Below are 21,992 nucleotides of genomic sequence, written 5' to 3'. Positions count from 1 at the left end.
TTAGCTTAACAGTTCGCTCAAACGCGCTGCGACCGCTTGTTGTGGCAACGTTTCTTGTTCACCGTTGCGTAAATCTTTCACTGTAATATTACCTGCCTGAATTTCATCTTCTCCCAGGATCAAGGCAATTTTGGCACCGTGTTTACTCGCACGTGTCAACTGTTTCTTAAAGTTACCACCGCCATGATTGGTCATCAGACGTAATTCTGGCAGTTGATCACGGATTTTTTCGGCCAATATCAATGCCGTTTGCTGGCTACCTTCACCAAAGGAAGAGAAATAGACATCGGCAACAGTCAGATCAGCAACAAAATCAGGATTGACTTCCTGCACCAACAGGACCATACGTTCCATGCCCATGGCAAAACCAACCGCTGGTGTTGCCTTACCGCCCAATTGTTCCACCAAGCCATCGTAACGACCACCAGCACAGACGGTTCCCTGTGCCCCCAACGCCGATGTCACCCATTCAAAAACAGTACGGTTATAGTAATCAAGGCCGCGAACCAGACGCTGGTTGATGCGGTATTTGATCCCTGCACTATCAAGTAGCTGACACAGTCCATCAAAGTGCTCTTTTGACTCGCTATCAAGATAATCAAACAGCTCCGGTGCATCATTCAGAATTTGTTGAATTTCAGGGTTTTTAGAGTCCAATACACGCAGTGGGTTGGTATACATGCGGCGTTGACAATCTTCGTCCAATTTCTCTTTATGTTGTTCAAGGAATGCCACTAGCGCCTCACGATAATTGGCACGGGCTTCTAATGAACCAATTGAGTTCAACTCAAGTGTAACGTGATCAGCAATGCCGAGTTCGCGCCACCAACGTGCTGTCATTAAAATAAGCTCGGCATCAATATCTGGCCCCTGTAAGCCAAACACTTCAGCCCCTAACTGATGGAATTGACGATAACGGCCTTTTTGTGGGCGCTCATAACGGAACATAGGCCCGATATACCATAAGCGCTGTTCCTGATTGTACAGCAGACCATGCTGAATACCGGCACGGACACATCCTGCGGTATTTTCTGGGCGCAGGGTCAAGCTTTCACCATTGCGATCGTCAAAGGTATACATCTCTTTTTCGACAACATCAGTAACTTCCCCAATTGCACGTTTGAATAACGGGGTCTGCTCTACAATCGGTGTCCGAATTTCGCTAAAACCGTAACCTGACAGCACACGCTTCACCGTAGATTCAACTCGTTGCCAGATGGCCGTTTCAGCAGGAAGGCAGTCGTTCATGCCACGAATAGCTGGGATATTTTTTGTCACGTTTTATCTCTTATTAATATTTATACAATGCCACCGATTATAAAAGCGAATACTTGCAAGGTTCAATCTGCAAGCAAATCTATATGCTTATATCCCCAATAAATTACTCATCAAGCTGATTGATGCCGATTCGGTTCTTAGCATCGAGGATAGCTGCCTTCGCCCGAATCTTCGCTTCAAGTTGATCAATCAAGTTGTTATTGTCAAAACGCTCTTTTTGACGAATGCCATCTTCATAAAAGCCACTTTTTGTTTTCGCCCCCGTTACGCCAAGCGTTGAAACTTCTGCTTCTCCCGGACCATTCACGACACAGCCAATGATAGAAACATCCATCGGGGTGATTAAGTCTTCAAGACGCTGCTCAAGCGCATTAACTGTACCGATAACGTCAAATTCTTGGCGCGAACACGTTGGACAGGCAATGAAATTAATACCCCGTGAACGAATACGCAATGCTTTCAGAATATCAAAACCGACTTTAACTTCTTCCACGGGATCTGCGGCCAACGAAATACGCAGCGTATCGCCAATGCCTTCTGACAACAAAATGCCAAGGCCAATTGAAGATTTCACCGCACCAGCACGGGCTCCGCCTGCTTCCGTAATCCCCAAATGCAGCGGTTGATCAATTTTTTGTGCCAGTAACCGGTATGCCCCAACCGCCAGAAAAACGTCAGAGGCCTTAACGCTCACCTTAAATTGGTCGAAGTTCAGGCGATCAAGAATATCCACATGACGCATTGCCGATTCAACCAACGCTTCTGGTGTGGGTTCACCATATTTTTCCTGTAGATCTTTTTCCAGCGATCCACCATTAACCCCAATGCGAATTGGAATATTATTGTGGCGGGCGCAATCCACAACCTGACGAATACGATCTTCATTACCAATATTGCCAGGATTGATGCGCAGACAGTCAACACCATATTCCGCAACTTTCAAAGCAATGCGGTAATCGAAATGAATATCGGCAACAAGAGGGACATTGACTTGCTGTTTAATGGACTTAAACGCTTCGGCTGCATCCATTGTTGGAACAGACACTCGAACGATATCAACACCTACACGCTCTAACACTTTAATTTGCTTGACTGTCGCTTCAACATCAGTTGTTCGTGTGTTAGTCATTGATTGCACTGCAATCGGTGCGCCATTCCCGATAGGCACATTACCGACATAAATACGTGTAGACTGACGTCTTTTTATCGGTGATTCAATATGCATTTTTACATTACTCCCCTACATCCCTGTATTTTTGTTTATAAGAATTACAACTATGCTGTGGTGAATAATTTGGCCAAAACAGTTAAGGCATTTATTTCAGCGTCAGTTTAGCAGTGATGCCTTTCTTCACGAAGGAACTTAGATCCACGGGTTTTCCCTGGAACTGGACTTTAACCTTGGCTGGTGCGCCAATATTCACCGAATAAGGTAAATTACCAGAAAGTTTTAGGCTGTCCCCTTTCTTTTTTATCCCACTAAACAACACCTTACCTTTAGCATCTTCGACTGCCAGCCAACATTCACCGCTGAAATCTATCGCTAACTCACCGTGGTTCGCCGTGCTGATACTATTTACATCAGTCGATGAGGGACTCACAACAGCACTATTCATCTCTGCACTATTCATCTCTGCATTGGCAGCAGCAGTCGTATTTTCTGGCGTTGCATTGGTTGCAGGCTGATTTGTTGCTGTGGATACTGGCGCGCTGGAAGATACGGGAGCATTGCTGTTTACTTCTGTGTCATTTGCCTCTGCCGACGATGTTTTTTCCTGGGAAACACCAGATTGAGCATCAGTTTCAGAACCTGTTACCTGACTATTCTGGGCATTTGTCTGGGCATTTGATTGTGTGGTCATTGAAGACAGTTCTGTTTGTTGTACTTTATAGTTCTGCCACCACCACAGGAATGTCATTCCCAACAACACAACAATAACAGCCCATGTTATTTTCATTAACCAACCGTCGCGTTTCTTGCGTTTTTCCCCGCTGAAAAACTTTGCATAGGCGCCGGTTTTATGGCCTTGGAGGGGATCTGTTTATCCAAGGTACTCAAGATTTCAGATTCAGGCACCTGAACCAATTTTGCATAGGCACGAATATATCCACGAAGGAATGTCGGCGAAATATTTGACGGGATATTATCTTCTTCAATATCACGAACAGTGGACAGTTTAAGACACAAGCGATCTGCCACAGTTTGCTGAGAAAGCTCATGTTTTTCACGAGCCTGACGCAAAATCTGACCGGTTGTCAGATTAGCTTCTTCTGGATAAGTTTCAGTCTTCATTAGCAAGGGATACTGGTACTGTTCAGGGTTAAAGAATTTACACAAATTAAATGAATAGAACATATCATTTAATTTGTGTAGCGAAATCATCTAAATACTGCGTTAGACACAGAAAATCATTTATCACAGCTATAACGGCCTGTGTTACTTTTCATGAATGATCAACTGTTCAGCTTTTTCATACTGCTTTTGTTCACAAAGAAAAATATGGTAGTGATGTACTACGGTATCACTTTCAGCCGCATACTGCATAGCCATTCTATAATGCTGACTGGCGGTTTCTGGGCGACCTGCATATTGTTCATGCAGTGCCATGCCTAAATGTGCCTCTGAATGATGAGGTTCCGCCAGCAGGACTTTTTGAAAATGATATTTAGCGGCCGATAAATTTCGTTCCGCCAAATAAGCTTTCCCTAGCTGCAACCGTGTATCTATGGCAACAACCTGATGAGCGCGATGCGTTGATTGTTCCACACACCCCGTTAACAGGCCAAAACAAACTATAGACCAAATTATTGATTTCCGTATCATACCATCTTCATTTATAAGGATATGTTAAAATTTGCCAAATTTTTAGCCATTAATCGATATTAAACAAAAAATTAGACTGTTTTTACCTGAATAGGTTCACCTGCAAGACGTTTTTTCATGGTTCGCTTGGTTCTGTCAATGACATCACCGGCAAGCTGCCCACATGCTGCATCAATATCATCTCCCCTCGTTTTACGCACGATGGTTGTAAAACCGTATCCCATCAGGACCTTGGCAAAACGATCGATGCGGCTGTTTGAGCTGCGCCCATAAGGTGCGCCCGGGAACGGGTTCCACGGGATCAGGTTGATCTTGCTGGGGGTATCTTTCAGGCATTCGGCCAACTGATGGGCCTGCTCAACGCTGTCATTGACATGATCAAGCATCACATACTCCACCGTAACCCGCCCCTGATTAGCATTGGATTTTGTCAGGTAACGACGTACTCCCGCCAGAAACTCGTCAATATTGTACTTACGGTTAATTGGCACAATTTCGTCACGAATGTCATCAGTAGGTGCATGCAAAGAAATGGCCAGTGCAACATCGATCATATCCCCCAGTTTATCCAGTGCAGGGACAACACCAGACGTTGACAATGTCACACGACGTTTCGACAAACCAAAGCCGAAGTCATCCATCATAATTTCCATTGCTGGCACGACATTATTCAAATTAAGCAATGGTTCTCCCATTCCCATCATCACGACGTTGGTAATGGGACGACGACCACTGGATTTCAATGATCCTATAATCTTGGCGGCGCGCCAGACCTGACCAATAATCTCGGAAACTCGCAGGTTACGGTTAAAGCCCTGTTGAGCCGTAGAACAAAATTTACACTCTAAAGCACATCCCACCTGAGATGAAACACACAGTGTCGCACGATCATCTTCTGGGATATAAACCGTTTCAACCTGTTGATCACCGACAGTAATCGCCCATTTGATAGTGCCATCAGCAGAGCGTTGCTCTTCTGCAACTTCGGGTGCTCTGATTTCGGCAACGTGTTGTAATTTTGCCCTGAGCACTTTGTTAATATCCGTCATCTGCTCAAAATCGTCATAGCAATAATGGTAAATCCATTTCATGACCTGATCGGCACGAAAAGGCTTCTCTCCCATATCGACAAAAAATTGACGCATTTGTTTACGGTTAAGGTCAAGCAAATTGACTTTACCGTTTTTCTTTTCAGGCGTGACAGATACGGCGGAAGTTGCAAGTAGTACGGTTTCGTTAAGTTGGGACATTGTTACATCGCCTCGTTGTTACACTTTCGGCTCTATGCTGATCTGATTTCAGCATTAAGTTTTCATGCGGTGACTGCCAATTCAATGATCATTCTCTCTTTTAATCAGAACCATATTGAATGGACATTGAAATAAAATAATAAACGCCCCGCTGAACCAAATCAGTGGGGCGCATCATTGTACAAACTTTACTGTTTATATGCTACATGCAGCGAAAAACGTTAGCAGCGAGGGAAAATTTCATCATCACTGAAAAAATAAGCGATTTCGCGGTTTGCAGATTCAATCGAGTCTGAACCGTGAACGGCATTTTCAGTAAAACTGTCTGCATAATCTGCACGCAGAGTACCTGCCAAGGCATTATCAGGATTAGTCGCCCCCATCAGATCACGGTGACGTTGAACGGCATTTTCACCTTCCAGAACTTGTACCATTATTGGGCCAGAGGTCATGAATTCCACCAGACCATCAAAGAAAGGACGGCCTTTGTGTTCAGCATAAAAGCCTTCCGCTTGTTCGCGAGTTAAATGTAGCATTTTGGCCGCGATGATTTTAAATCCTGCACTTTCAAAACGGGCATAGATAGAACCGATAACATCTTTCTTCACGGCATTGGGTTTAATAATGGAAAAAGTACGTTCAATTGTCATTGAGTAACCTCTTTGGCACTTTCAGCGATGATTCATTTTAATTTTTATGCCCCAGAGGGGCAACTCTACCCTGAATCTGACAGGGATAAAATAGGCGTTGATTATAGGAGGAGAGTTTCGGCTTGCCTACAAAAAACATAACATTTTATTAAAACTTTATTAGCGAAAATATCATTTTTTAGCATAAATCACATTTTCGCTTCGTTATACCCGATGAAAATAATTATTTTATAAAATAATGCCCGTTCAGGCGATGAATTCCCAAACAGGCATGCTGACCAAGATCATTGAATTAGCGTTTTTCACTAAGTGTCAATTATAAAACCTTCTCTGTTACAGATTGAATAAAAGGCTTAACTTCGTCAGCCCTTTTCTTACTTATATCTTGTTTACTTTCATCAGAGACTATAAATTTTCCTGTGAATTATTCTTTAGGATCTTGGGTAGTTTTATCTGACGTACCAATAATAGTGATAGTATATTTGTGCCCTGCTGGTAGAAAATCGTATCCCCTTGGATTTTTCCGTCACTTCACCACAAAATTGATTACGCTAACTTGCCCACCCAAACTGAAAACACTAAGTTGGTATTTGCCTGATTGTGATAACGTCTCGCTCCATGGTTGATTATTTTCTGTCACGGCCCACTGTTCACCATTCAAAAACCACCATTGCTTCCCGCTGCCTCCTTGTGTTGTGAGCCGCAAATCCAGACTCATTTTCCCTGGAATACGCTTCAACACCTCTCCATCCTGAAGACCAGCATCAATAATGGTGCTACATCCGTTTTTATGGGCGGACATTGTGGATTAATAAGAGGCAGCCGATTTGCCGATGCTTTTTAGCTGGTAGCCATGCTTCCAATGAGATTGGCCATAAGCTTATGGTTTCAGGATGAGCATTCGGGTAAATCAGGAGAACACCAAAGCTAGGATCATCTGCGTAATGAAAATCGGCTCGTTAATGCCTGAAAGTACCTTCCTGCTCTATAGCGGATAGTGTCGGGGAACAGAAATTACCGAAATCCAGCTTAAGCGCCGTTGCTGGTAGTTATTACTGCCTTGGGGCAAGACAGTACCCACCTTGGCTAAGGTTGCCTGAGTGACACTGGTAGGCGGCATTTAACAGGAATGCGCATTGAGCTATAACGTAATTTATTCATTAATAAATTATTAATTTGGTTCATGATTGGTATTGCTGTGGCATACCCTGACTGACCAGTAACAGGCGTTCCGTCGGGTCGGCCTACCCAAAACCCCGAAGGTATAACGAGCATTCAGGCCAATTGCCCCATGCATCCCGATAGCCATAACTTGTGCCTGTTTTCCATGCCAACGGTAAACACGGGCAGGCAGAATATCATCAGGCTGAGGATGTCCTCGCACCGGCGATAATTCTTTCGACAATCAGCTGCCCCGGCAGAGAACAGTTGCCAGTCCCGTATTTTTTGTTGCGGTGTAAAGCGCAGTGGAGAGACTTTTCCCTGACGGGCAAAGGCACTGTAAACCGAGACCAATTCGTCCATTCGAGAGCGCCCCCTCCCAGATAAGGGATAAATTGGGTTCACTGCCCAACGGGTAAATGTATTCATTCCCACATTGCGTAAATTAGCCGTGAATCGCTTCGAACCATAGGCCTCAAGCAACTGTACAGCGGTATTAAGCGATTCAACCAATGCCTCACTGGCGCTCACCGGCCCGTCGAATCCACTGTCAAAATTACCCGGTCCATAATCATTAAACGGCGGGGAACATCCTGCAATAAAGATTCTGCGTGAATTAATCCATCATCCAGCGCCATAGCATATAAAAAAGGTTTCAGTGTCGAGCCGGGCTAATGCCATGCACTCACCATATCCACATGCCCAAAGCGACTGTTATCCTGAAAATCTGCGGAACCAATATAGGCTTTAACAGACATATCGGTGTGATCACCACTAATACGCCAATTGATGTTTTTCCCGCCAACTGATATTTCCAGTTAAGCACCATATCTTCTAATTGACGTTGCAAACCGATATCAATGGTCGTTTGGATCACATCCTGCTGATTTCTATTTGCCATTCGCCTCGCCAATAATGGCGCAAGATGAGGGACCTCAACGTGTAGCCAGCCAGATATTTTCTTCTTTAATATCAGCTACTTTACTCTCTGACCAACACTGAATACTGCACCAATCGCTGCAATACTTTGTCACGCGCTGCTTGTGCCCGTTCCGGGTAGCGATCAGGCCGTACGTCGTGGTGTCTGGCAACATCGGCCAATAATGCCGCTTCTCCGGCGAAAGTTCTGACGGTGATTTCCCCACAAGCTGAACTTGCCGCCCCAACCCCCGGAATGTTCCACCAAATGGCGCACGGTTCAGGTACATCGCCAAAATTTCATCTTTTGAATAGTGCCATTCCAGTTGCAATGTGCGCCCAATTTGTTTGAATTTTCCGGTAAGGGTTCGTGAGTGTGGCTGAATCAGTCGGGCCACTTGCATGGAAATAGCACCGCCCCCGACACTATTTTTCCTGCACGAAAGTCTTGCCATGCTGCCCGCAAAAGAGAGATTGGATTGATGCCCGGATGCTTATAAAACCAGCGATCTTCATAAGTCAGTAATGCCTGTAGGTATTCAGGAGAAACTCTATTTAATGTAACAGGATAACGCCAGATCCTCCGCTGTCGGCAAAACGCCACAGTGGTGAACCATCAGCCCCCACGACTACACGTGTCATTTTGACGTGGACGATTGGCAACGGCCCGTATCTTATTTGCCAACCACAGGGCGGCGGGAAAAACAAATAAAATGACCAGAAACAGCGTCAAAACAATTTGATGCTTGCGGAAAAAGGAATCTTCTATTAAAACCGTATCCGAAGTGAAACAGCCCCTACCTTCCGAAAGAGGGCAAACGATGATTAGCGGTACTTCCAGTCTTGAGTCGGTTTTACCCACTGCCCGCCAGTCAGGGACATACATGGATTCAACCTGTGGTGCCGGTACTTGATAAATGCCAGGTGTAACCGCACGAGCCAAATACAGTAATGTCACTGGGGTATAAGATGGCACAGCAACAGCGGCAACAAAGCGATCATCACGGTATTCGATATGGCGGATATCCGCATCCTGCATGTCTTCAACAAAATCTGTCAAACCCGTCACACTTTCATCCAAACTGGCACTGCTGGTCGCCAGATTTTGATTCTCTATCTCCAATCCGGCGGTAATAAATCACATAACTCATGCATCTGGCACTGATTGGGTTGCGCTGATCTCCAGCTTCACGACAACCATTTCACCACTTCTCATACGCCGATGGAGGCAGGACTGCCCTCCCAGATTAGGTAAGTACGCTTAATTTTCAGAACATTTGAGTAAGGGGCAGGAGTATTCAGTGGATACCCTGATGATATTCAGGCGGTGACAGAGTACTGTCGCCACGATTGCTGATATCCACGCCTTTTAAAAGCTGGCCTGCCGTTAGCACTTCGGTTAACGCACTGTCACGGTTAAGTGGTGGCGTTTGCTGATTAATTACCGCTCTCATGGGTCGTTCAGTCGCACTGATAAAGTAACGGCCAGCCAGTATACAGCGAATTACTTTCCTGAGTTGAGAAATAACGGCGGCGATAACTCATTCGGATAAGTTGAGCAGCTTCTCATCACGCTCTTTTTCGTACATCTTGTGCTCTGTCAGCAGAGCAACAATCAGTGCGTTATCACGGATAACACTGCCATAGTCCCCCAGCCATAACCCGGTTTTCGGGGTTGATTAATTCCCAGATAAACAGCTTCATTACCACGGGTATTATCTCCCATCATTTTCAGTGCGATACCCAATTGAACCAAAGATAAGCCATTTTCAGCCTGCTTCCTGATGTTCATAGAGTTGCCTCAACCCACTCAGCGGTGCTTTTTGCTGACTGGCCATAATGGTACCAGCATAAGCCTGCACAGAAAATTGTGTCGCTAAACGTGAACCACTGTAGCGATCACTGATGATGTTTCTATCTTGTAATATAACGCAATAAACGGTTATTAGCCTGTTTTCAGGGCATCGACAGGTACGCTGTAACCCTGCTGGCTTGCACGGAACAGAAAATCCGTCGCATAAGCCGTCAGCCAAAACTCTTCATTACCATTACGATTCCACAACGTAAGCTGCCATCATAACGCTGCATACTGAGCAGATGGGTAATTCCCCCACCTCAATGGCCTTCCTGCGCTTTTCGTCACTTTGTGTATTAATACCCAGCTTTTTCAATTCAGCTTCATTGGAATAGAGTGATGGATAATACCCACTGTTTGTTCCAAACAGCCATAAGGATAAGCGTACAATTCACGAATATAACGGGGAATTGCAATGGTGGCCGGCTGGTCAGCAATAGCTGCCCTTCGTCGTTTCTGGTGCCAGACCTGAAATGGCTGACGGTGGTAATTGCCAATTTTGCCCTTGATGGATTACGTTAGTAAAACTGGATTTGTTTGGCGGGATGAGCAGGACGAACACCGATTTTCCACGATTTGATATTGCGTCAGTTTTATTGGGCAGGTTCAAGCCATTAATCTCAGTAAGACTTCACCTTGCCCAAACCCGAATGTCTTGCTTTAACCGGAATTTGAATGGTCGAACGTTTCCCTTTTTCCAACATGATTTTTTTGCTGTCACCCCCTGTAATTTAATCAATCCCTCCGCTGAGAACTCAATGTCAGGGTTTGAGGCTGCTCTGTTAAATTAGTGAGATCCAACGACAGTTGGGATTCATTGCCCCTGCCATAAAACGAGGCAATGACATTTTGAGTAATGACCGGTGCTGCGATAATAATTTTATGCTCACTGTGACCGAATTTATCATTATTCCAGGTTTGAGCCATCAACCTGAGTTCTCCGATTGAAGTCAGGAATAGACAAGGTCACTTCGCCTTCACCATTGGCGTTCAGGGTGACGGGTTTAGCCTGCTCTGCGATAAATTTGATCTGCCGTTAGCGGCTTTTTACCCCCTCGTTCCAGATCATCATCACTACCATCTCCCCCAAAGCGTAGATTGGCCTGTCGTCCCTCTGCTTCAATCAGATGACCATAAACATCATATTGATCAACGCCATAACGTTTACGACCAAAGAACGCTTCATAAGGATCGGGGTCTAAGGCTTGAACGCCAGCACGTGGATCATGGCTGAAAGCAGAACATTAACCTGTTGCGGCAGTTGTTGCCCTTGTTGAGGCGTTACTTTGATTTTAACTTTGATATTCTCATTGGATGCATCTTATCGGGTGCATTTAAGGTTACGTTTAATTTACGTCCTTCATCCATCAGAGGTATGTGCAATACACCGATTGCCTGCTTAGGTGTTGCTTGACGGGATTTATCTCCGAGACGCACAACAACGGCAGTGAGATACAGATTATGACGAGCCCATGCCTGATTAATTGGAATTTCAATATCCAACCCTTTTTCCGGGGATGTCTATCTCCTGCCACCACAACGGGCCATCACTAGATTCCACCAGCAAATAACCTTTACCTTGTTGTGGCGCAACCAAACGCACTTGCATTTTTTCGCCCGGTTTATAGGCAGGCTTATCCAATGACAATTTAACCTGATCCCACGCACAGCCCCCGTACCTCCGGTATTACCTGCGATGAATAACCCGCCCAGAAATTCAAGCTGGTAACGAGCTGATTTTTAGGGTTAACAACTTCAATACGATAAGACCCAAAATCCACAGGAAAACTGACTTTAGCTGTTCCATTTTCTGCAATCTGGATATGTTGATCGGCCATAACCAAATCTTTCTGGTCATAATCCAGTTCCAACCGGTATCGTCTGACCAACGCCAATAGTAATCACGCCGTTCATATATCAGACGCGCTCTTAAGTCTGGTGCCGCATATTTTTTACCGCTGGCATCTGCATACACTATTTCAAAGTCGGCCAGGGAGTGTTCATCCACACTATAGCGATCTTCATCGCGATCGGTACGGTAAATCAACCGCCCTTTTTGTTGAAGTGGAACGATGCCAACCAATTTCTTAGCGGCCAGATAGTTTGTTCAGCACGGCGTGTCACCGGACGTCCACCCATTCCAGCAAACTGGCCTGTACAATAACGGTTGCCGGAGACGCCATTGACTTCCAGTTATCCTTGTTGACAGAAAGGTTCGTCTTCCCTTCACTGTTTAGGTAAGGTCACTTTATCCAGCGTCCGTCGCAAATCGGTTTCTTTTGCATAACGAAATTCGTATCCAGATAATTTCGCCACAGCATGACGGGCAGGACGCAGAAACAATTGTCCCTAAAAACGATTATTAGCAGCAGGCGCACCGTACAGATAACTACCTGTTATAGCAAATTCAACATTTTCATTAGTCAATATCGGCTGATTATTAACATTTCCATTTCCAGCGCCATCCGTTCAAGGTATCTAAAATCTTCCAGCATTAAATTTGTAATAGCGCGGCGCCTTATCTCCAACCAAATCGCGTTTACCACATTCCGGTTTCAGCTTCACGAGGGATCAGGTAATGATATTGGTATAATCCGTTTTCCGCTTGCCAAACAAACGTATGGACAACCTGATTATCCGCTTTTAATACATCCACCTTAACTGGTTGTGATTTTAACGGGTGGCCATCAGCATCACGTAGTAAGCCATTAACGATCAACGTTTCTCCTGGCCGATAAAAGATCCCTTGGTCCAAATACAAAAAACTGCTTGCTATATCCTTGCGGCCCACCAATATCAAATTCAGAGAGATCAACGCCGGTGAGTTCAAATCAATCATGCTGGTATGTCCACCCTGGATAGCCAGCAATAGTTTAGCTTTGTTATTTTTTTCCAGAGAAGCACGCCCATCACTGTCTGTCGTCGCTTTTGACCAGTCGCTCCTTTGCGTCCAACATGCGGATCTCAACACCTTTCAGGCCATAGGCTTAAGATTGGGTAAATACATCAACCCTATTCAGATAACTGTGCACAGAAACACCAATATCGCTCAGTGTGAACAGAGTAACCGGATTACTGGAAATAAGATTCTCCCGTCCTGCACCACTGCCAAATAAACCCCATTTTTTTGCAGTTCTTTGATATTACTTAAGGGTAGTAATATTTTTTCGGCGGGTATTAGCGGTAGGGTTGAGGTCAAAACGTCCAGTGTAAACTAACTCCGTGTCTCGCAGTAATTCCTCGGAATCCCAATCGTTCACATCACTGCCGGATCGCCAATTGGCGATGAATTTAAGGAAGGCACCTTCTTTAATCTGGAAAAAATTGACATCTACACTATCAACATTAAGAGCCAGAACAGGTAATCCTTCCTGCCGCCTTGCCGGGTAACAATAGCCCCCTGCTGGCAAATCCAACGGTAGGTATAATAGACGCGGTATTAAGCTTTTTCTCATAAGCTTTCATCAAATGACGCTCATTTATACCTTTTATGCCCGCGTCAACCGTCAACTGTACTCTACGAGCAGGAGGCAAATGACGTAACCTGAGTTCCATCTGATTATTGGAAAGCTCCCACGCACCATCCCAAGCTCTGGATTTAACATCAACAAGATGTACCTTTTGCGAAATCCTGATCAGGTTCCAAAGGAACAGAAAACGTCACGACCATCGCACTGGCCCCATCCAATTGCAGCTCAGAAGCATCTAAGATAGTGACATCTTTACCCGCATAGCGTTTTGCCCATATTTTGGTTTGTGCATTATTCTGAGTGGTCACTTCGTCGATTGCACAACTTTATTTTTTGATGCCTCTGATTTCGTTTTTTCAGATTGATCGCAGCCAGCTAATGCAAGAAGCGAAAATAAGATGGCAAACAGCGCTACCAGATATTGTTTTCTCCATGCCACCCATTGCTGCCATTGATATTGATACATAACCATAATCCTTATCATTATCGGATATACCGAGATATTATTTTTTGGATATTTACTATGGCAATTCTCGTTTGCATGACTAAGGCACAGAAAAATAAGACTAATTTGCTGACAAAAGAAGAATTGATCTTATAGTTATACCCTATGTTTTTATATTTTCGATGCTCCTCGCAATATTAGACGTTATCAAGTTACATAAACGTAGATCACAAGAAAGTCACAGGGCAGAATAGGTGAAACAGCAATGTTATGCGTTACGTTTAAAATAAATTCTATTGCTGTAGACGCTGATTTCATGACGAAAAAAATGGTGTCATGGTAAAGCAATCAAGTCGTTATTGATTAATAACGGGGATGGTATCACGCAACCAACTCCCTAATTTTCGCTGATAAAAGGGTTGAGTATGATGAAGCAAGAAATGGCTGATACCCCCTTCTTGTTCATCAAGCAGGCAAAAATCGACAAATTCATCTTCATCAAGATATGTACAAGCCAGTTCACCAGCTTCTTGAATCAACAAATTAATCTCATTTTCTGTCAGTGTCACATTGAATTCCAGGCCAATTAATACATTGGGTTTTTCATCCACATTTTTATCATGGGCCATAATTAAAAAAGCCTGTCGAACAGGTTTATGTTGTTTAAATAATTGAATTAGTGACTCAATAAGCTGAGTCGGCTGTTCTTCTGGCTGACTTAGCGTAATAAGGCTTCCGTCAGGAACTTCTATTTCGGTAGCAATAGTCCCATTTAATAAGCTCATGAGAATCTCCGACAATACTGTTTAAATTGAAGTTAAGGTCATCGAAAAATTCAACAATAGCTCCCCCACAAGAGGAGCTATTAAGAAAAGAGTTTCAGTTTATTTCGCTTTCGTCAGCAATAAATTGGCAATGGTACGTACACCATATCCCGTTGCTCCAGCCGCCCATTGTTCAACAGAGGATTTACGGTAAGTTGCTGAACAGTCAATATGTACCCAATCTTTTTTGTAATTTTCAACAAAGTGCGACAAGAATGCTGCTGCGGTACTTGCTCCTGCCGAATGTGCCGGTGACGCAATGTTATTCAGATCAGCAAAGTTGGATGGCAGTTGGCTACGATGGAATTCAGCCAGCGGTAAACGCCAGAATAATTCATGTTCATTATCGGCCGCTGCCATTAGGTCAGATACCAGTTGATCATCAAAACTTAAGACTGAGTGGTAATCATTTCCTACTGCTGTTTTCGCTGCACCAGTCAACGTGGCGGCATCAATAATAAGTTGCGCTTTTTCCGCACTGGCATCAATCAAACCATCAGCCAGAACCAGACGCCCTTCCGCATCTGTGTTCATCACTTCAACCGTTTTACCGTTGCGGTAGTGAATGATATCGCCCAATTTGAAAGCATTACCACTCACCATGTTATCTGCGATACTCAGGAATAGTTTTACACGATGTTTTAAGCCACGACTGATTGCCAGAGCCAGTGCCCCTGTTAATGTCGCAGAACCGCCCATATCCGATTTCATAGATTCCATGAAATTAGAAGGTTTGAGGCTGTATCCACCGGAATCGAAGGTAATCCCCTTACCAACCAAACAGGCGAAGACAGGGACTTTTGCCTCTTTTGTGGGATTGAAATCTAATACCAGGAACACGGGATCACGCGAAGAACCACGGCCGACGGTATATACCCCCGCATATCCCTGTTCACGCAATTCATCTCCTTTGATAATTCGATAACTAATGGCATCACCTGCTACCCCGCGCAATAAATCAATAGCTCTCCGGGCAAGCTGTTCTGGTCCCAAATCTTCTGCCGGAAGGTTGATGGTATCACGCACCCAATCAATGAACTTGATCCGCCTTTCCAGCTCTTGTTTTTCCGCCGCAGGGAGTTGTGGCCATTCAATGGTGCGCAATCCCTTAGGTGAACGGAAGCCCAGCCAAAATGACCAACTTTTTTCCAGATCCCAACCCTCACCCATCAAGGCAATGTTGCGAATTCCTTGCCCGTCAATTTTACGTCCAGCACGTTGAATTGCCCCCAGCTTGCCATTGCCTTCTAAATGGATTGTGATCCCTTGCTCACTTGAGCTAATTAGTGCTTTTTCACCCCAGCAAGCGTTAGCTGGCTCATAAGACAGTGTTATGGGCATGATTTGCTTTGTCATTTTTTCTCACTTCTTATCTTATTGTTCACTGTGTCGCATCGGTCACTGTTCCACAGTAAGGGTTTATAAAAAAACTGGCGATTGCCAGTTTTCCACTAAATACAGACTATGCCAAGCTATTGAGCAAGAATCGGTGAAATTGCGCTATTTTCCGCCTTAGATAAATTGCACACTATTCATATTCATCCAGCCACACCAGCAAGACTGCTTCCAATATTTTTTCGTTGGATTTCTGTGGATCATCATCAAAACCCTCCAGCTCACAAATCCATTCATGCATATCGGTGAAACGCACTGTTTTGGGATCTAAATCAGGAAATTTATCATACAGTGCTTCGCCAATATCACGACTGTCAGACCATTTCATTTTCTGTTCTCCTGTCAGTGTTCGCGCGCATGGTTAATGGAGTATTTCGGGATTTCAACGACTAAATCCTCATCGGTAACTTTGGCCTGACAGCTCAAACGACTTTCAGGTTCCAATCCCCATGCCTTATCCAACATGTCATCTTCCAGTTCAGAGCTTTCTTCCAGTGAGTCAAAGCCCTCCCTGACGATACAGTGACACGTGGTACACGCACAGGATTTCTCACAAGCATGTTCAATTTCAATGCCATTACGTAATGCCACATCCAAAATGGATTCGCCTTCCTGCGCGTCCAATACTGCTCCTTCAGGGCAAAGTTCGTTATGAGGTAAAAAGACAATTTTAGGCATAATTAAATCTCATCCACAGAATGACCCGCCAAAGCCCGGCGGATTGATGTGTCCATACGGCGTGCTGCAAATTCCTGCGTTTGCTTGTCCAATTGTTTTATTGCACTTTCAATCGCATCAGGGGAGGTTCCCTGAGCACTTTCAATTAATACTTGTGCGGCAGCATCAATAGCAGCCTGCTCTTCTTCACTGAGTAAATCCGCATCTTTTTCCAATGCACGGGTTAAACTTTCCAGCATTCGGGCGGCTTCTACTTTCTGTTCAGCTAATTTGCGTGCCTGAACATCTTCCTGTGCATTAGTCATGGAGTCTCTGAGCATACGGGCAATTTCTTCATCCGACAGACCATAGGAAGGCTTAACCTGAATGGAGGCTTCAATTCCCGTAGATTTTTCCAAGGCACTGACGCTCAACAGGCCATCCGCATCAACCTGAAAAGTCACACGGATATGTGCACCGCCAGCCGGTAATGGCGGAATGCCGTGCAGCGCGAAACGCGCCAGTGAACGGCAATCGGTGACTAATTCTCTCTCGCCTTGCACCACATGAATGCTCATCGCGCTTTGACCATCTTTAAAAGTGGTAAATTCTTGCGCTTTTGCAACAGGAATGGTGGTATTACGTGGAATGATTTTTTCAACCAACCCTCCCATTGTTTCCAAACCAAGTGACAACGGGATAACATCAAGTAACAACATTTCGCTGTCTGGTTTGTTACCCACCAGAATATCGGCCTGAATGGCAGCACCAACAGCCACCACTTTGTCCGGGTCGATAGAAGTTAATGGCTCACGATCAAAGAATTCTCCCACCATGCTGCGTACCAACGGCACGCGCGTTGACCCCCCTACCATGACAACCTGCAAAACCTCATCAACGGCCACACCTGCATCTTTCAACGCCCGACGGCAGGAAAGTAGTGTGCGTTTGACCAAAGAGGCAATCAATTCGTTAAATTCGGTACGGGTAATTCTGCCCTGCCAGTTGGCAATATCGATTTCCGCTCTATCAGCCTCACTCAAGGCAATTTTGGTTTGGGTAGCAACATCCAGCAATTGACGCTGCAATCCGTGGCCGTTATCGCTGATCCCAGCCTGCTCACGTATCCAATTTGCTAACAACGAATCAAAATCGTCCCCACCGAGGGCGGTATCTCCTCCCGTTGCCAGTACTTCAAACACGCCTCGGCTAAGGCGAAGAATGGAAACATCAAATGTTCCGCCACCAAGATCGTAAACGGCGATCACTCCTTCCTGACCGGAATCAAGCCCATAGGCAACTGCTGCCGCAGTGGGTTCATTCAGGAGACGGAGAACATGCAAGCCCGCTAAACGAGCTGCATCTTTCGTTCCCTGACGTTGAGCATCATCGAAATAAGCAGGAACTGTGATCACGACCCCATCCAGTTTACCCTCCAACGTTTCTTCTGCCCGTTGTGCCAACGACTTCAATATCTCAGAAGAAACCTGAATAGGATCTACCAGCCCCGCCACGGTATTGATCAACGGCAAACCGTTTTCACTGGCCTGAAACTGATATGGCAGGTTGGGATAACGTTGTTGCACGTCAGCCAAAGAGCGTCCCAGCAGCCGCTTGACTGAACTGATAGTATTGGCAGGATCAGATGCAGCTTGCTGACGCGCCTGCCAACCAACCTGGATGTCTTCTTTGCGATACTGTACAACAGAAGGAAGCAAGTGATGGTTCTCACTGTCTGCCAATGTTTCTGTCTGACCGCTACGGACAGTCGCAACCAATGAGTGGGTTGTACCAAGATCAATCCCCGCTGCCAGCCGGCGTTGGTGCGGTGCGGCAGATAAACCCGGTTCGCTGATTTGTAATAAAGCCATATGTGCCCCTATAAATCTATATCAGCATAAATTTATTCAACTGAAATCCATTCAGCCAAAAATCATGCTAAACAATACGATTAGTAAAAGTAGTCAAAAGTCCGCTAAAAATCATCCAACAACCGCTCTTCCAGTTGTTCAACCTGCTGTTGCAATTTATCCAGAAAGCGTAATTTACGGACCGTATCGGCTGCAACTGACCACTCGGCAGCATTGAGTTGCTGTTCCATCTGCTCACTACGTGTTTTAATCATTTTATTCAAGCGAGATGAAAAATCACTCAATGCTGTTGTTGGATCTACGCTACGCCCAATGGCATCAAGCTCTTCACGCAATTCCAACTGCTGCATCAAAAAAGCCGTATCCTGCATCGTGTGCTGTTCGTTGGATAGATCGAATCCTTGCTGAGACAGCATATATTCTGCGCGTTTCAGGGGATGTTTTAGCGTCTGATAACCATCATTGATGGTAGCCGCTTGTTGGAGTGCCAGTGTTTTTTCACGTTCTGGCTGATTGGCAAAACGATCAGGATGAAATTGGCGTTGCAATTCCTGATAACGGGTCGCCAACTGTTCACGATCAATCGCATAACGTGCAGGCAGCCCAAATAAAGTAAAATAGTCCATAAGTTACTCTTGGTTTCGCAAAATGCGGGTCAAAAAACAGGGTTAAACGTGGAAACTTTCTCCACAACCGCATTCGCTGGAAACATTGGGGTTGTTGAATTTAAAGCCTTCATTCAGGCCCTCTTTAACAAAATCCAACTCAGTACCATCAAGGTAAATGATGCTTTTACCGTCAATGATGACTTTCACGCCCTTATCTTCAAAAATCTGATCTTCTTCATTTACTGCATCAACAAATTCAAGCACATATGCCATACCAGAGCAGCCGGATGTTCTCACTCCCAAGCGCAACCCGACACCTTTTCCTCGATTGGCAAGAAAGGCCAAAATACGTTGGGCTGCACTTTCTGTCAGGGAAATTGACATACAACACCTCACTTTAAAACTAGTAAAGGTGGATATTGCAACAATATCCACCAGAATTATTTTCTTTTTGCGAAAAAATTATTTGGCCTGGCGCTTGCTTTTGTAATCAGCAATAGCCGCTTTGATAGCATCTTCTGCCAAAATAGAACAATGGATTTTCACTGGTGGTAATTCTAACTCTTCAGCAATCTGAGTGTTTTTTATCAACTCAGCCTGTTCCAACGATTTACCTTTCATCCATTCTGTTACCAAAGAACTGGATGCAATTGCAGAGCCGCAGCCATAGGTTTTGAAACGAGCGTCTTCAATGATACCTTCATCGTTGACTTTGATTTGCAGTCGCATGACGTCACCACAAGCCGGTGCCCCTACCATGCCACTACCCACTGTCGGATCTTCGCTATCGAATGAACCAACATTACGTGGGTTTTCATAATGATCAATTACTTTGTCGCTGTAAGCCATGTCGTTACTCCTGAAACCGTCTGATTAATGATGAGACCATTCGATGGTGCTGAGATCCACGCCCTGTTTGAACATTTCCCACAATGGAGAAAGATCACGCAGGTGACCAATTGCGTTGTGAATCAAATTGATTGCATAGTCTATTTCTTCTTCTGTGGTAAAACGCCCCAAAGAGAAACGAATAGAACTGTGCGCGAGTTCATCATTCATACCTAGTGCGCGCAGGACATAAGAAGGTTCCAGACTCGCTGAAGTACACGCCGAGCCAGAAGAAACTGCCAGATCTTTCAATGACATCATCAATGATTCACCCTCAACATAGTTGAAGCTGACATTCAGAATGTGCGGCGCACCCTGTTCTAAATCACCGTTCAGGTAAACTTCTTCAATATCTTTGATACCGTTCCACAAACGCAGACGCAGACCACGCAGACGCTCTGCCTCTGATTCCAGTTCTTCTTTCGCGATACGGTAAGCTTCACCCATGCCAACAATCTGGTGAACAGGCAATGTACCTGAACGCATACCGCGCTCATGACCGCCACCATGCTGTTGTGCTTCAATACGCACGCGAGGCTTACGGCGAACATACAGCGCACCAATCCCCATCGGGCCATAAAGTTTATGGGCCGAAAAGGACATCAAATCAACTTTTAACTGACTGAGATCGATTGGCAATTTACCCACACTTTGGGTTGCATCCACATGGAAAATAATGCCACGGCTGCGGCATAATTCACCAATGGTCACGATATCCTGAACAATACCGATTTCGTTATTGACGTGCATGATGGAAACCAGAATTGTGTCTTCACGCAGGGTCGCTTCCAGTTCTTTCAGATCAATTAGACCATTGCTCATTGGTGCCAGATAAGTGATCTCAAAACCTTCGCGCTCCAGCTGCCGGCAAGTATCTAAAACCGCTTTATGTTCAGTTTTGCTGGTGATAATGTGCTTGCCTTTCTTCTGATAAAATTTTGCAGCACCTTTAATTGCCAGGTTATCTGATTCTGTCGCACCTGAAGTAAACACGATTTCACGTGGGTCCGCACCAACCAAGTCAGCAATTTGATTGCGCGCGATATCAACCGCTTCTTCAGCCTGCCAACCAAAACGGTGTGAACGGGAAGCGGGGTTACCGAAGACGCCGTCAATAGTCAAATAGTTCATCATCTTTTCAGCAACACGTGGATCGACCGGTGTTGTTGCTGAATAGTCCAAATAAATGGGTAATTTCATTGCTCACATGCTCCGTAAGACACTTTTAATACTTTCATTGCCACACAAGTATTTGCCGCAAGTTACGCACGCAGATTAACGTTAATCGTCTCTTGAAGTCTGCCGTTGGGGCCAGGGGTACGGCGCTTATCGCCGTCTTGACGATCAGCGACATCCAATACTTCTTGGTTATTGACTAATTCTTCTAAACTGATGCTACTCAGGAAACTCGTGATACGATCACTGAGATCACGCCACAAGGCATGAGTCAAACACCGATCGCCGCCTTGACAACCTTCTCGCCCCTGACAACGAGTGGCATCAACAGATTCATCAACGGCTGAAATCACTTCGGCAACGAAAATTTTACCGGCATCTCTGCCCAATAAATAGCCGCCACCTGGACCACGGACGCTAGAAACCAGACCATTTTTACGCAGGCGGGAAAACAACTGCTCAAGATAGGAAAGGGAAATACCCTGACGTTCAGAAATATCGGCTAACGGCACCGGCCCTTCTTGTGAATGCAACGCCACATCTAACATGGCTGTTACCGCATAACGTCCTTTTGATGTCAGTCTCATAACAAAAACTCCGTGGTGAAATATGGGGGAAATTGTGGCATTCCTGAGTATTTTAGTCAACTATTTAACCAAGTAATTTACTCAACTATTATTTGCCTATCCCACGGCTTTCCCAACTGCTTTCCGCTATTATCC

Annotated in this window: 20 protein-coding genes and 2 pseudogenes; all 22 read right to left on the bottom strand. The window is 45.0% G+C overall.

Annotated elements, in window-relative coordinates:
• The 22 genes and pseudogenes from hisS to iscR all read right to left on the bottom strand — a co-directional run bounded on the left by hisS (position 1) and on the right by iscR (position 21,857).
• Positions 1-1,248: a histidine--tRNA ligase gene (gene hisS, locus ACSJJG_RS06185; protein ID WP_481090388.1), complete on the bottom strand. Its 1,248-nt coding sequence runs from the start codon at positions 1,246-1,248 to the stop codon at positions 1-3.
• Between the two features lie 133 nt (positions 1,249-1,381).
• On the bottom strand, positions 1,382-2,503 hold the full coding sequence (gene ispG, locus ACSJJG_RS06180) for a flavodoxin-dependent (E)-4-hydroxy-3-methylbut-2-enyl-diphosphate synthase (protein WP_481088797.1): 1,122 nt from the start codon (positions 2,501-2,503) through the stop codon (positions 1,382-1,384).
• Positions 2,504-2,594: 91 nt separating this feature from the next.
• Positions 2,595-3,236, bottom strand: a complete 642-nt coding sequence (locus ACSJJG_RS06175; protein ID WP_481088796.1) for a RodZ domain-containing protein — start codon at positions 3,234-3,236, stop codon at positions 2,595-2,597.
• On the bottom strand, positions 3,236-3,571 hold the full coding sequence (locus tag ACSJJG_RS06170; protein WP_481088795.1) for a helix-turn-helix domain-containing protein: 336 nt from the start codon (positions 3,569-3,571) through the stop codon (positions 3,236-3,238). The genes ACSJJG_RS06175 and ACSJJG_RS06170 overlap by 1 nt, the downstream gene beginning before the upstream one ends.
• A 144-nt stretch (positions 3,572-3,715) precedes the next feature.
• Positions 3,716-4,045 (bottom strand): fimbrial assembly protein, encoded by a 330-nt coding sequence (locus ACSJJG_RS06165; RefSeq protein ID WP_481088794.1) that lies wholly within the window; start codon positions 4,043-4,045, stop codon positions 3,716-3,718.
• Between the two features lie 128 nt (positions 4,046-4,173).
• Positions 4,174-5,352 carry a dual-specificity RNA methyltransferase RlmN gene (gene rlmN / locus ACSJJG_RS06160; protein ID WP_481088793.1) on the bottom strand — a complete coding sequence of 393 codons (1,179 nt, stop codon included), beginning with the start codon at positions 5,350-5,352 and terminating at the stop codon, positions 4,174-4,176.
• 221 nt (positions 5,353-5,573) lie between these two features.
• Positions 5,574-6,002: a nucleoside-diphosphate kinase gene (gene ndk, locus ACSJJG_RS06155; RefSeq protein WP_047768450.1), complete on the bottom strand. Its 429-nt coding sequence runs from the start codon at positions 6,000-6,002 to the stop codon at positions 5,574-5,576.
• Between the two features lie 526 nt (positions 6,003-6,528).
• Positions 6,529-6,804, bottom strand: coding sequence for a hypothetical protein (locus ACSJJG_RS06150; RefSeq protein WP_481088792.1), 276 nt, complete (start codon positions 6,802-6,804; stop codon positions 6,529-6,531).
• 473 nt (positions 6,805-7,277) lie between these two features.
• On the bottom strand, positions 7,278-7,694 hold the full coding sequence (locus tag ACSJJG_RS06145) for a hypothetical protein (RefSeq protein ID WP_481088791.1): 417 nt from the start codon (positions 7,692-7,694) through the stop codon (positions 7,278-7,280).
• Between the two features lie 154 nt (positions 7,695-7,848).
• Positions 7,849-8,064, bottom strand: a complete 216-nt coding sequence (locus tag ACSJJG_RS06140; protein WP_481088790.1) for a hypothetical protein — start codon at positions 8,062-8,064, stop codon at positions 7,849-7,851.
• Positions 8,065-8,098: 34 nt separating this feature from the next.
• Positions 8,099-8,685 (bottom strand): annotated as a pseudogene (locus ACSJJG_RS06135) (transglycosylase domain-containing protein).
• A 228-nt stretch (positions 8,686-8,913) separates the two neighbouring features.
• A pseudogene (locus ACSJJG_RS06130) lies at positions 8,914-13,872 on the bottom strand (alpha-2-macroglobulin family protein); the annotation flags it as partial.
• A gap of 335 nt (positions 13,873-14,207) precedes the next feature.
• Positions 14,208-14,636, bottom strand: coding sequence for an enhanced serine sensitivity protein SseB C-terminal domain-containing protein (locus ACSJJG_RS06125; RefSeq protein ID WP_481088789.1), 429 nt, complete (start codon positions 14,634-14,636; stop codon positions 14,208-14,210).
• Between the two features lie 99 nt (positions 14,637-14,735).
• A complete protein-coding gene (gene pepB, locus ACSJJG_RS06120; RefSeq protein ID WP_481088788.1) occupies positions 14,736-16,031 on the bottom strand; it encodes an aminopeptidase PepB in 1,296 nt (431 codons plus the stop codon).
• A gap of 172 nt (positions 16,032-16,203) precedes the next feature.
• Positions 16,204-16,398 (bottom strand): Fe-S cluster assembly protein IscX, encoded by a 195-nt coding sequence (iscX, locus tag ACSJJG_RS06115; RefSeq protein ID WP_481088787.1) that lies wholly within the window; start codon positions 16,396-16,398, stop codon positions 16,204-16,206.
• A 14-nt stretch (positions 16,399-16,412) separates the two neighbouring features.
• A complete protein-coding gene (fdx, locus tag ACSJJG_RS06110; RefSeq protein ID WP_047768461.1) occupies positions 16,413-16,748 on the bottom strand; it encodes an ISC system 2Fe-2S type ferredoxin in 336 nt (111 codons plus the stop codon).
• A gap of 2 nt (positions 16,749-16,750) precedes the next feature.
• On the bottom strand, positions 16,751-18,598 hold the full coding sequence (gene hscA, locus ACSJJG_RS06105) for a Fe-S protein assembly chaperone HscA (RefSeq protein WP_481088786.1): 1,848 nt from the start codon (positions 18,596-18,598) through the stop codon (positions 16,751-16,753).
• 104 nt (positions 18,599-18,702) lie between these two features.
• Positions 18,703-19,224 carry a co-chaperone HscB gene (gene hscB / locus ACSJJG_RS06100; protein ID WP_481088785.1) on the bottom strand — a complete coding sequence of 174 codons (522 nt, stop codon included), beginning with the start codon at positions 19,222-19,224 and terminating at the stop codon, positions 18,703-18,705.
• Between the two features lie 42 nt (positions 19,225-19,266).
• On the bottom strand, positions 19,267-19,590 hold the full coding sequence (gene iscA, locus ACSJJG_RS06095; RefSeq protein ID WP_481088784.1) for an iron-sulfur cluster assembly protein IscA: 324 nt from the start codon (positions 19,588-19,590) through the stop codon (positions 19,267-19,269).
• Positions 19,591-19,668: 78 nt separating this feature from the next.
• Entirely contained in the window at positions 19,669-20,055 is a 387-nt protein-coding gene (iscU, locus tag ACSJJG_RS06090; protein WP_047768467.1) for a Fe-S cluster assembly scaffold IscU, read from the bottom strand.
• Positions 20,056-20,079: 24 nt separating this feature from the next.
• A complete protein-coding gene (locus ACSJJG_RS06085; protein ID WP_481088783.1) occupies positions 20,080-21,294 on the bottom strand; it encodes an IscS subfamily cysteine desulfurase in 1,215 nt (404 codons plus the stop codon).
• Positions 21,295-21,356: 62 nt separating this feature from the next.
• The gene (gene iscR, locus ACSJJG_RS06080; RefSeq protein WP_099132109.1) at positions 21,357-21,857 is read right to left on the bottom strand and encodes a Fe-S cluster assembly transcriptional regulator IscR; all 501 of its coding nucleotides are present in this window, start codon (positions 21,855-21,857) and stop codon (positions 21,357-21,359) included.
• Between the last annotated feature and the right edge of the window lie 135 nt (positions 21,858-21,992).

This window comes from Xenorhabdus sp. SGI 60 (assembly GCF_056632175.1).
Note: the sequence above shows the minus strand (reverse complement) of the source record. Positions and strands in the feature narration are given on the sequence as shown.